Origin of the sequence: Accumulibacter sp. (genome assembly GCF_023806625.1) — a bacterium.
Taxonomy (GTDB): Bacteria; Pseudomonadota; Gammaproteobacteria; order Burkholderiales; family Rhodocyclaceae; genus Accumulibacter.
This window is the reverse complement of sequence record NZ_JAMTDX010000082.1, coordinates 1-11,344: the sequence shown is the minus strand read 5'-3', so window position 1 is coordinate 11,344 and position 11,344 is coordinate 1. Positions and strand designations below refer to the sequence as shown.

General features: G+C 60.6%; 8 protein-coding genes. 3 read left to right on the top strand and 5 right to left on the bottom strand.

Annotated elements, in window-relative coordinates:
* Positions 1-241: 241 nt before the first annotated feature.
* Positions 242-1,624 (bottom strand): O-antigen ligase, encoded by a 1,383-nt coding sequence (locus NFW05_RS13615; RefSeq protein ID WP_295307830.1) that lies wholly within the window; start codon positions 1,622-1,624, stop codon positions 242-244.
* A gap of 410 nt (positions 1,625-2,034) precedes the next feature.
* Here NFW05_RS13615 and NFW05_RS13610 point away from each other — a divergent pair, with 410 nt between their 5' ends.
* From NFW05_RS13610 to NFW05_RS13600, 3 genes are all read left to right on the top strand, one after another.
* Complete coding sequence (locus NFW05_RS13610) at positions 2,035-3,078, top strand: PilZ domain-containing protein (protein WP_295307826.1); 1,044 nt, start codon at positions 2,035-2,037, stop codon at positions 3,076-3,078.
* A 115-nt stretch (positions 3,079-3,193) separates the two neighbouring features.
* Positions 3,194-5,296: an exopolysaccharide transport family protein gene (locus tag NFW05_RS13605; protein ID WP_295307823.1), complete on the top strand. Its 2,103-nt coding sequence runs from the start codon at positions 3,194-3,196 to the stop codon at positions 5,294-5,296.
* A 26-nt stretch (positions 5,297-5,322) separates the two neighbouring features.
* Entirely contained in the window at positions 5,323-6,192 is an 870-nt protein-coding gene (locus NFW05_RS13600; protein ID WP_295307820.1) for a WecB/TagA/CpsF family glycosyltransferase, read from the top strand.
* A 58-nt stretch (positions 6,193-6,250) separates the two neighbouring features.
* On the opposite strand, the gene NFW05_RS13595 is transcribed toward NFW05_RS13600, so the two are convergent.
* The 4 genes from NFW05_RS13595 to NFW05_RS13580 all read right to left on the bottom strand — a co-directional run.
* Positions 6,251-7,444 carry a glycosyltransferase family 2 protein gene (locus tag NFW05_RS13595; RefSeq protein WP_295307817.1) on the bottom strand — a complete coding sequence of 398 codons (1,194 nt, stop codon included), beginning with the start codon at positions 7,442-7,444 and terminating at the stop codon, positions 6,251-6,253.
* A 110-nt stretch (positions 7,445-7,554) separates the two neighbouring features.
* Positions 7,555-9,318, bottom strand: a complete 1,764-nt coding sequence (locus tag NFW05_RS13590; protein WP_295307814.1) for a GMC family oxidoreductase — start codon at positions 9,316-9,318, stop codon at positions 7,555-7,557.
* A 128-nt stretch (positions 9,319-9,446) separates the two neighbouring features.
* Positions 9,447-10,526 (bottom strand): glycosyltransferase family 4 protein, encoded by a 1,080-nt coding sequence (locus NFW05_RS13585; RefSeq protein WP_295307811.1) that lies wholly within the window; start codon positions 10,524-10,526, stop codon positions 9,447-9,449.
* A partial coding sequence (locus NFW05_RS13580; RefSeq protein WP_295307808.1) for a glycosyltransferase family 4 protein occupies positions 10,511-11,344 on the bottom strand: 834 nt, incomplete at its 5' end. The genes NFW05_RS13585 and NFW05_RS13580, both read right to left, overlap by 16 nt.

The window sequence follows — 11,344 nt, the reverse complement described above, 5'->3', positions numbered from 1 at the left end:
AGAACCGCGACCTTCGGGTCGGCTGGACGGTACCCGAACTGATCGACGCGGATCAGCGGGTTCTCGGGAACGGCGTTGAGCTGGAAAGAGCTCGCCAAGCTTTCCCTTGCATTCGCTGCCGCCGCATCGGCGCCCGTAGCCAATGTCACGACAACAGCGAGCAGCAGCGCCCCAAAGCGACCGTGGGCTTTCCCAAGGCGGTCAAGTGGGCTCGACATCGCCTCACTCCCTTCTTCGGCCTTTAGCGCTCCGGCGTGCCCGCAGGAATGAGTGCCTCCGAACCGGCAGAACGGCCGAAACGTCTCGCGACCTCCTGCTCGCGGCCGCGTACCCGGATCTGCTGTCGCCAGCACTCTCCGGAAAGGTAGATAAGATCAAAAAGCCGCGCAATGGGATCGCCCACGCCAAAAATTCGGCTTTCCATCGTGCTGTTTAGCAAAATGGCAATTGCCACGGCGAAAAAAACAAGCACGGAGCGTCGCTCTGCCGGCGATATCTGTTTTGCCTGCAGCAACCAAACATAGTTCCACAAGCATCGAAAAATAAGCGCTAAGGTCAAAACAAGTCCAACAAGACCTGTCTGCAGCACAACGTCCAGATATCCGTTGTGTGCTGTGTTGATCATAGCGGCGTCAAGGAACCACGTCTTCGGCGGCGCATGGATCGGATTTACAGCTTCTCCCGTTCCCCAAAAGGCACCCCAGCCCGATCCAAGCAGTGGGCGTTCATAGATCGAGTACATCAGGTGGCGCCAAAGGTCCGTGCGTCTGGTGAGGGTCGGGTCACCAAAAACAAAAGTGAGTATCTGCTCCATGTTGACATCAAAGAGAACAAGCACAGAAAAAAGCGCGGCACCACAACCAACAATGAGAGCGATAATTGTAACCAATACAGCCCGTGATTTTAGGAGTAGCACGTATATTGCAGGAATTACAAGAATGAGAACAAGCGTGAAACCTAATGTTGTTTTTGAGTGTGACATAACGAGAAAACAAATCGAAGCAATAGAAAGCACGAAAAGAGCAGCTTTTGGCGGTCTTGACCTTGTCGCGAATGATGCCCCCCCCAAAGCAAACGTCGAAACCATGGCGACCGTACCAGCATCATTCTTGTGAAAATGAATGCCGCGGACGCCTTCGAGCTGCGTCGCCGCAGCAGGGAACAGGGCTAGGGCCAGGAAATCGGACACGATTACCGTCGCAAAGACCAACGCGATCGTTGCGACGATCTTCTGCGGCGTCATGATCGTGGAAATGGCCGCTATTGCGATGACGAGGTACATCCAATAGGCAATGATCCGTCGCAGGGTTAGGTCGGGATGCTGAGACCAGATAACGCTCACGGTGAACCATGAAACGACGACGAGCAGTGGAAGCGAAAACTGAGTGAGATCCCAAGCCCGTCGCCGGTACGCAATCAACAGCGGCACGCATCCACAGAACATAAGAGCTGTCGATATCTTATTGACGAAGCTGCCTTGTTCCGAAGATGCCAATACACTATGTTGTCCTGAAAACGGAGAAAACCCGCTAAAGAAATTATATATGAAATAAACGTAAACGAGCGTACACGCCCACAACACAGCGGTCCGCTCGAATTTCGTTTGTTTTGAAAAGGCAAGCAAGTCTTGTACGCTTCTTAAATCGTTGCGGCCCGCTTGAGGCGGCAAGCGGGCCCTTTACGACGAAAGGAAAGTTTGCGCTGCCAAGCTTAGCAATCCTGACCTTCGCCGAACAGCCAGCGCTTGATAGCCAGCTTTGCGGAAGCAGATCAACCTTCTCGCAACCGTCGGCGCACACCGGGCGAAGGAGGGCTGCGCCAGCACCTCCTGGTCAGCCGCCTGCGATCGCATGCGCCGGCGGGACCGTTAGGCTTCCAACCTGACCGAGCATTGTTGCACCAACAGTGGTGATTCCGACCAATTTCTATGGTATAGTGCCGTAAAAGCTCGCGAGCCGACACGTCGTTACCCGCATACGAGTAAGGGTTGTCGTCGGCTGCTGTATCGGCGTATGGACCTGCAGGGCCTCAACATTGACGCAAGGTTACGACAGCAAACACCATCGACGGTATGCGCGTCTCGACTCCAGGCTCCATGTTCTAATAGAGAACCAAAAGTTCCAAGCGTTAAACTGGTCTCTTGGCGGCATCGCCGTCGCTAATTCGTCGAATTTTGGCAGGATCGGCGATGATCTCTTCGGTGAGCTGATCATCAACAGCGAAGGGATAGAGGTTACAATCGCGGTATCGCTTCGGATCGTTCACAAGCGGGCCGATCGCGTCGGGTTGGCATTTGTCGGAATGTCTCCGGACCAGATCGGGGTGTTGCGGGCGCTCATCCTCAAGCACGGCGTTACGCCAATGGAAGAGGTGCCGGACGGGGTGTCCGCTGGAGCGCTCGCCGTCGCCCCAGTGCACGACCACAGGACGAGACGGTCGATCACGTCGGCGCGGAGCATCGGCATGATACTCCTCTGGCTGATCCCGATTGCGTGCATTCCGGCCTTCCTCTATGCGAAGCCCGAACTGATCCAAGGCTCAAACCGTTCGATTTATGCTGCGCTGGCGCGTCCGGCGCAAAGGATCGTCGCCGCGGACCGCGGTTACGTCGACCGTGTCCTGGTCGGCGCTGGATCGCAGCTGGAAGTGGGCCAGCCTGTTCTAACGTTTCGGCTGCGGGCGGAGCCGAACACTTTGGCCTCGGTTTCCAGCAAGTGCGCTTGCAAGGTCATCGCGACTGTCGTGACGTCAGGCGCCGAAATCGAACCTGGCAACACCGTCGCCTTTGTGTCCGCATCGTCCAGCAATGATTTTGTCATCGAGGCTTTGTTTCCGAATACGGATGGCCTGATCCCCGGTCGTCCCGCCTTGGTCTCGCCCGATGACGCGAAGCCGCCGCTTGCAGGCGTGATTGAACAGGTAGAGGCGGGTCCACGACCGACAGACCTCTTCGGCTTGCCGGAGTTCGTGAGGAATGACAAGCGATACGCTTACGCGTTGATCCGCCTGTCGAGCGAGTACGCGAAGCTGGCGGCCGGCGCGCCTGTCTCCGTCACCCTCACGTCTTCCACACAGTGATCGATTGACCCGAAACGAGGAAGCATCATGGCTTCACCCAAGCATGGCTGACCTCACGCCCCACTCCCGCCAACCCTCGGAGCTTGAGCTTCCGTCGGAACCTGACAGAAGCGTGGTGGCGCCCAGATTCTATCCGCGCTTCGAAGCTGCACCGCCGATCGACCCGTTTGAGCGGCTGGATCTCAGCTCCGTTTTCGCGGCGGTGTGGCAGGCGCGATTTCGGATCGCCGGATCGGCAATCCTCTTCGGGGTTTGGGCTTGGTTGTTGGCCGGGCTGCTGACCCCGCGTTACGAGGCCATGGCTTTCTTGCGGATTGACGGCGACGGCTTCGACGCGCTGAGCGAAGGCAGGCGCGATCCCAACCGGTTTGTGGACCCGGTAGTCCTCTCCACACGCGTGCAATCCATCAAGTCCGCGGCTGTCTTGGGAGCCGCTCTCGACGCTGCCGGCATCGCCTACTCCGCAGAGTTCAACGAAGGACTTGCCGGGACCGCTGAGGATCGCCGGAAGGACCAGGCATTGAACGCCAGACAGATGAGCGAAACTGAGAAGCAGGCGTCATTGCTGACGGAATTCGCGAAGCGTGTTGATGTCTGGCAGATTGAACAATCCGGCGTCGCTGGGATCAAGGTGAAGGCCAACGATCCAATCTTGGCGGCGCGGGCGGCCAATGCCATTGGTGATTCCTACATCGCTCAACAAATACAAGAAAAGCGAAAGACGCGTCTGCAGGCGCTCGATGCGCTGTTGGCGCAGCAAAATGAAATGACTCGCAAGCTGCGGGGGATCGAAGACTCGATCGCCTCGGTTCGCGCCGACCGCAAGCTGGTGTTCACAGAGGCGCAAGACGTTCGCGGACAGGTTTTGGGCAAGACCCGCGAGCTCCTGATTGCCTCCGAGGCGGACCTCGCGGAAGTCGAACGAAAACGTATCGTTATCGAACAGGCCCGCGACGGCGGCGTCGAAAGCCTGTCACTGGTGACCTTCTCCGACCTTATCCAGAAGCTCAAGGAACAGCGCGCGGTTCTCTCGGTGGAGCTGGGACAACTGGCTTCGGAAACCGGACCGAGCCATCCGCGCTACCAGGCGGTCGTCAGTGGAATTGCGAAACTGGATCGCGCGATCGATGAGGAGTTGAAACGCGTCGGAGCGAGCGTCCGCACCACGGAGCGCGGCCTGCGCGACCGGGTGCAGACGCTGTCGAAGCGACTCTCGGAGCTGAACTCTGAGGTCACCGATCAGGCCACCAGTCGCGTTCACCTCGACAGCCTGGAAACCGAGGTGCAGGGGCTGCGCTACTCCCGGGAATCGCTCAAGAACGAGATCGACAAGCTGAAAACGGCGTTAGGCCTTGAGCAGTCCGAAGCGAACTTCGTATCGCGAGCGCTGCCTCCGGAGAAGCCGTCGTTTCCCAGACGATCCCTGATCGCCGCCGGGGGCACCGTGGCATGGGGCGGATTTTTCGCCTTTGCCGTTGGCGTCGCTGCCCTGTGGAACCGCCAAGTACGAAGTCCTGCGGACACGGCCGCCTTCGAGACCATCGTGCATTGCCCGGTGGTGGGCGCACTGCCGGCAGCGGGCCGCCGGTTCGCCATCACCGCCCGCCAGCTCCCGCTTGAGTTCGCGGAAGGACTGAAGCGGATCGCGGAAGCCATCAGGCTGGGGCCCGTCGGCCCGGTCAGTATCGTCATCAGCTCGCTGAAACAGGGGGACGGCGGCACGACCGCGGCGGTTGCATTGGCCCGCCTCAGCGGCCAGGCCGGGTTGACCACGGTTCTCGTCGAATTGGATGCTCGGCGCAGAATTACAGAACTGCTTGCGGCACAAAGCGCGTTTGGTTTGGCCGACTGTGCGCAGTCGGGCGTCAACCCGGTCGCTGCGATCGTTCCCAAACCGGACCTCGGCTTCCACGTTCTCACGCATGGCCGGACCGGCGACGGTTTGGGTACTCGCGCCGATGCGGCGCTGGACCAAGTGTTTGAGACGCTCAAGGCTCTTTATCGCGTGGTCATCATCAGCGCGCCGCCGTTGTCGCAGTCGCCGCGTGCATTTTGGGTCGGCCGCAATGCCGACCATGTGGTCGTGGTGACGACGGCCGACAAACGGCGTGCGGATGTGCTTGCCCGGTTCTTCCGGTTTTTCGGCGGCGGGGTGCCGGGAAACGTCGCCGTCGTGTTCAACCACGTCGACGCAAAGTACCACGGTTCCCTCGTATAGGACGCAGGGACCTCGCTCAGCTGCCCATGGAACGCCTCCCTGAAACTCCGAGCATCAGATTCCTGGACGTCCACTTCTCCGGACGCGGATTTCAGAGCGTAGTCGACGCAATTGTCAGGCGTCACCCTGACGACCCGTTCGCGTTCGTCGTGACGCCAAACGTGGATCATGTCGTTCGCATACACCGGCAAGAACGAGAATATCTTTCAATTTATGATCGTGCGTGGTTATGCACGTGCGACAGCCGAGTGCTCCAGTTTCTGGCCAGGATAATGTGGCTGCCGATGCCACTCGTAAGTGGCTCCGACCTTGTCGCTCACCTTTTTCAGTCGGTTCTCAAAGCTGGCGATACGGTTAGCGTGATCGGTTCCTCACGGGAGATTATCGATGTCCTGCGCAAAAGACATGCCGGACTCTCAATCCATCATTATGTTCCCCCATTCGGGTTCATCCACAACGACAAGGAAGTTGAGAAGACTGTAAGTTTTGTCGAAACCGTTCCCGCCCGCTTTGTTTTTCTCGCTGTTGGCTCGCCCCAGCAGGAATTGCTGGCGACCCGTATCGAGCAGCGCGGCAGGAGTTGTGGACTGGGCCTGTGCGTCGGTAATTCGCTCGCGTTCGTTGCAAGGCCGCGGCTGCGCGCCCCCCTCTGGTTGCGGCGCTTAGGCCTGGAGTGGGCCCATCGGCTGATGACTGAGCCGACCCGCTTATGGCGACGCTACCTCGTTAATGATCCATACATTTTTGTTCTCTACGCGCGCGCCTGGGGGGCACGGCTGCCGAAACGCCGCACTTCGGGTCGCTTCGCCGCCGCAAAGCGCACCGCGCCAGCGGCGGTGTTTATCGCTCCGCCCCGGACCGAGGCTCGGGAGCGAGATCAGCATCCAAAATCCTGAAGACCAATCGGCAGGGCAATCTCGGCCGCAGGTAACTGATCGGAAGGGGACATGGTCGTCACCGTTCCGGCGTACGCGTCGTCCGGACCCAGGTCTCTGGGCGGCGCCCGAAAACGAGGCGCACCCACAGGGCAAGTTTCCAGAGCACGAGCACCGGCGCAAACACGAGCGCCCGGTACAGCGTCATCGGCGCACGCGCCAGGATCAGTCCGCAAAGGACATGCACTGCGATTGCTGTAACGATCACTAGCGCCCATCCGGTTAAGAACGGCGTGCCGGCGATGACCGCCCCCAGGAGACACGCGACGGCGGCGCCCGCGACTACCGAGAGAGGCGGCAGCAGGAGATCAGCGGCGGTCTCAAGAGTGACAAAGCTGTGGCGGCGGAAGGCTTCGCACACCAGCGGCAATCCGTAGTGCCGCATCACCTCCCAACGTCCAGCCTCCCAGCGCTCGTTCTGGGACCGCGCGGTTTTCAAGCTTTCCGGCATGTCTCCATAGACGACAGCGTCAGGTGCGAAGGTAACGCGCTCGCCGGCGAGAACGAGAGCCGCGTGATATGCGACATCCTCCGTCAGCGATCCGCCCCAGGAATGTTGACTGGCGACCATCTTCGCAATCGCCATTCCGTTGCCCATCATCCCGGCTGATCCTCGGAGGCCCATTCGCCCCAACGGTCGCAGATAGTGCCGGAGCGCCAGGGCGACCGCTCGCAGGGCAGTGCTCCAGGAACGTTCGGGGTTGCGCACCGCGTAATACCCCTGGATGACTCGTTCACCGCGGAAGAGGCGCACATCCATGATCTGCAGAAAGTTTGCCGAGAGGACGGAATCGGCATCGACCACGACGCAGGCGTCATAGGCTTCGGTTCTTTCCTCCAGGCGACGGAGCACCCAGTCGAGGGCGTAGCCTTTGCCCCTACGTTCCTTATCGAAGCGTTCGTGAACGGTGGCACCGGAGGCCCTGGCGGTCTCGGCGGTTCGGTCGGAGCAGTTATCGGCGACAACGTGAACGGCCACCAAGCTGGCCGGATAGTCGAGGCTGCGAATGCTCGCAAGCGTCTGCGGCAGCGATTGTTCTTCGTTGTATGCCGGCACCAAGATCACGAACCGGGTGGTCGGGTCGCTAGGGCGGTCCGGCGTCCTGCGGGCGACGAAGAGCGCTGCGATAGTAAGGACGATCCAGTACCCAACGATCCCGGTTAGCAGGATTTCGACGGATAAGAGGACCGCCGAACCTAGGAGCGATGCCATCTGCATTGCATGCTACGATTAGTCCGGACTGTCCGGATGGGGATCAGCCATTTTCAGCACCGGTCACTCTTGGCATCGTCACCCTTTTTGGCCTCGTCCGCCGGCGCCTATCACGTCCGGTGGCCAACTGCCATGACGGATTTCAGGTGGTCGGCCAAGCGTATCGATAACGCTAGAAACATCTGGGTCGGATTGGTGTGTCCGCTGGTGGGGAACACCGAGCCGCCGGCGATGAAAAGTCCGTGCACGCCATGAACGCGGCAATCGGTATCAACGACGCCGGTCCGCGGATCGTGCGACATGCGCGTTGTTCCCACCCCATGGCCCATGTCGATGAAGACGCCGTCTTTCAAGTGATCCTCTGCGACCCAGCCTTTCAGCACCGGAGCCGGCAGGCCGATTTTTGGAAACTCCTCGGCCACCAAGCGGCCGATCGCCGCCAGCGCCCGGCGTGACTGGTCGGCAATCGTCCAGTTCACGCGCGCCCTCGGTACGCCAAGCCGATCGGTCACCTCGCTCAACGTAATGCGGCTGTCGGGATCCGGCGGTTGCTCGGCCATGCCCTCCAAGACAAGGCCGGACAGCTTGTGAGGCAAACTGCGGGTCTGGAATTGCCGGGCGACGAAGCCGGGACTGTATCGCAGCATCTGGTTGATGGCGAACTCACGCAGCTCCCCCGGCATGTATTTGCTCCGGAACGCCCTCGTGCCGAGCCCCTTGACGAGTAGACCACAGCTCGACGCCAACGCGAGAACGTCAGAGACAGGGTCCTCGGATTTCAGCTGCATCAGGCGTTTCAGGGCGCTCCACGGATCATCGGGTGCGCGCTCCTCGCTCACGTAGACGGAGGCGTTGGTTACCTCCAGCCGCGCCTGAGCCGCGCGCGTGAGCGCCAATCCGCGCAGGTACACATGAACGGTCCCATGGTGGCGCAAGCCGCAGAAGCCAAAGAGACTGGATACCTTCGGGATGTCACCAGCCTCAAAATGAGCGACATGGCCGCCGATGTGGTCCATCAGATACCGCCCCACCACGTCGAAGCCGTTGCCCACCCCTTTTGGCTGCACGCGTTGAGAAGCGAGCAGAAGGCGCGGATTCTCGATTGTGCCGGCGGCAAGAACGCAATATGGCGCGCTTACCAAGCGCCGGGCGCCGTCGAGCGAGGCAATTTCAACACCTTTGAACGCGGCGCCATTGTGCGTGAGCATCACCTCCGTCACGGTGGCATTGACCAAAGCCTCAACGTTTGGCGCGTGCTCTTGAGCGAATTCGGGTCCGAACCGCATGATGTCCATCGGATCCTTACGCGAGCGAGCGAACTGCCAGAAATACGAGCGCAGCGCCTCGTTGTTGACGCTGGGCTCGGACGGATTCCTTCCTGCTGCCTTCCAGAATTCATCGTCGCAGCCCTCCGGTCCGAGATTGAGCGCCGTGGCCGAGCGCTGGAAATACGGCTCAAGTTCGTTGCGGGCGATCGGCCATCCAGAATTGGGCACCCACGCACGGGCCTCGAAATCCGCCTCGTCGAATGTGGCCGACTTGCCGGCCCAGGCGATGGTCGACCCGCCCAGACCGCGACAGCGGACGCCATAGGGCTGCGTTTGTTGCGACCACAGCGGGTTAAGTGCGGCGTGAAACAGGGAGCGCCATTGCACCTGAACTGCCGTGTCGGGCTGGCCGATGCACTCGATCGCGTTCAGCGCCTCGTATGCTGGGTCTTCGATCTGTTTCCCGCTCTCGATCACGAGGACCCGCGCTGTATGACCAAAAAACTCCCGCGCAATCGTCAGTCCCACCGGTCCGCCGCCGACGACAACCAGGTCTGCCGTAAAGACATGCCCTTCGGCGAACTCGCTTAAATCCGTAATCAGCATATGACCTGGCTCTGCGTTCGGTGCTCGTGGATCTTGTTGGCGAAGCACTGTGGTCGGCGCGCCACGCCATCGGCATGCATCGAGAGGATGCCGGGACAATAACGCCCCCTTTTTGGGTAGAATGCATTCTATCCCGTTGCAAGGACGGGTTCGACAATCCCTCGAAACCGATCGACGTAACGTTCGAGGCTCATCTCCTCCTCGACCAGCCGCCGACCCTGTCGCCCCATGCGTTCGGCAAGCTCCGGTTGGGACAGAAGCGTTTCGATCGCTGTTCGTAGCCGGCTTGGATCATATGGTGGAACGTAAAGTCCGGTCTCTCCGTCAACGATAACGTCTGTCTGCCCTTTCACCTTCGAGCAGATCACCGCCTTGCCCATCGCCATCGCCTCGAGAATGGCGGTTACCCCTGCCTGGAACGGGACCTCGTGAAGCGGGATCACGACGAACCGACTGTCCGCGTAGAGCTGCCTCAAATCAAACTGCGACAGTCGTTGCACGACGATGTTCTCGGGAATGGCTGCCTCTTCCGGCGCATCGGAGCGCTTCGCCCATAAGCTATGGGCCGCGATCACGACACGCACCCGAAGCCCGGCAACGGCGCGCACCAAGGTGGTGTAGTCGCGCCGTTCAAGTCCCACAGCACAGATTTGAGGAAGGGCCGTATCAGAACAAGTGACCGGCCGCGCCGAAAAGAAGTTCGCGTCCACCATGAACGGGATGCGAACCACCCGCGAAACCGGCAACCGCCACCGCTCAATGATAAATCTTTGCTGCCAGCTCGCATAGACAACGAACCGATCGATCCTGCTCTGCACGCCAAACCAGTCAAGAAACAGCATTTTCTTCCGCACCGAGATGATGTGGGTGATCATCACGTGCTTTGGTCGGTGCCAGGGCCGCAAGGTCTTCATTAGCAGTGCCAGCGGCAGCCCGATCTGCTCCCCGTCGGATATGACCAGCCGGTAGGCGCCGCAGCGAAGGTAACAGGCAACAGCCAGCAGTCCATCAGCGCCAATGACGGCTTCCAGCAGGCGGCCGATAAACCCAGTCTTCCGGCGAGCGGTTTCCCGGTCGATGAGATCCGCTCCCAGGCCGCGGGCGAGTTCGACGTAATCAGGGCGCGGCCGCCTGCCCGCGGCGACCTCCGCCTCGATGCCGGCCGGAATGCTGCCCGACACGGTCAACAAGATTAGCGAGCGGCCCAAGCTTCCCCCGTCCGGCCGGACCGCACGCCGGCAATGTGCTCGCTGATCAGTGCGACTAGGCGACGAGCGTTCTTTGTGGCGTCGTATGATGCCGCGACGTGCGCCATCGCCGCCTGCGCCAATCGTGCGCGCAGATCGGGTTGGCCGATCAGTGCCCGAAGTGCCTCGGCGAGTGCCAGGCGGTCACCCATCGGCACGATCAGGCCAGTCTCGCCATCGCGAACGACCTCGGGAATCCCACCGAGGTCGGTGGAGATAATGGCAAGGCCGGCGGCGGCAGCCTCCAACAGAACCAAGGCCAGGCAATCGCCGTAGGTCGGCAAGACGAACATGTCGCACTGGTGATAAAGGGCCTTCAGCCGCTCCTCGTTAGGGGTCATGTCCCGGTACACGAAAACACCTTGTCCCGCTTCGACTTCATCACGCGTGACGACGTGCAGTTCGACCTGCGGCATCTGCAGGTAGCGGAACGCTTCCAGCAACAAGAGGCCACCCTTGCGCGCCAGGTTGCCACCGACGAACAGGATTTTCACCGGATCATCGGCCGAGCGCCGGACCGGTTGCCGCGGTCGCCAGGCGCCGATGTCCACGCCGGGCGGGATGACGGTGACCTTGTCCTCAGGCACGCGGTAGTCCCTGACAAGACTTTGCCGGGCCCACTCGCTCCAAGCGATCAGGTGAAGCGCGGCCATGAAGGTGCGCCGATTGAGGTGCCACTTGATGGCTTCGAGCCAGTCGTGACCCTGCCGATGCCCATAGACCTCACCCAGCGCATCATACTGGATCGGCGTCGCGTCAAGTGAAACGAACCCCGGCAG

Excerpts from the sequence above, each read along its gene's own strand:
- NFW05_RS13590 (WP_295307814.1), bottom strand. The coding sequence starts at position 9,318 with ATGCTGATTACGGATTTAAGCGAGTTCGCCGAAGGGCATGTCTTTACG.
- NFW05_RS13595 (WP_295307817.1), bottom strand. The coding sequence starts at position 7,444 with ATGGCATCGCTCCTAGGTTCGGCGGTCCTCTTATCCGTCGAAATCCTG.
- NFW05_RS13600 (WP_295307820.1), top strand. The coding sequence starts at position 5,323 with ATGGAACGCCTCCCTGAAACTCCGAGCATCAGATTCCTGGACGTCCAC.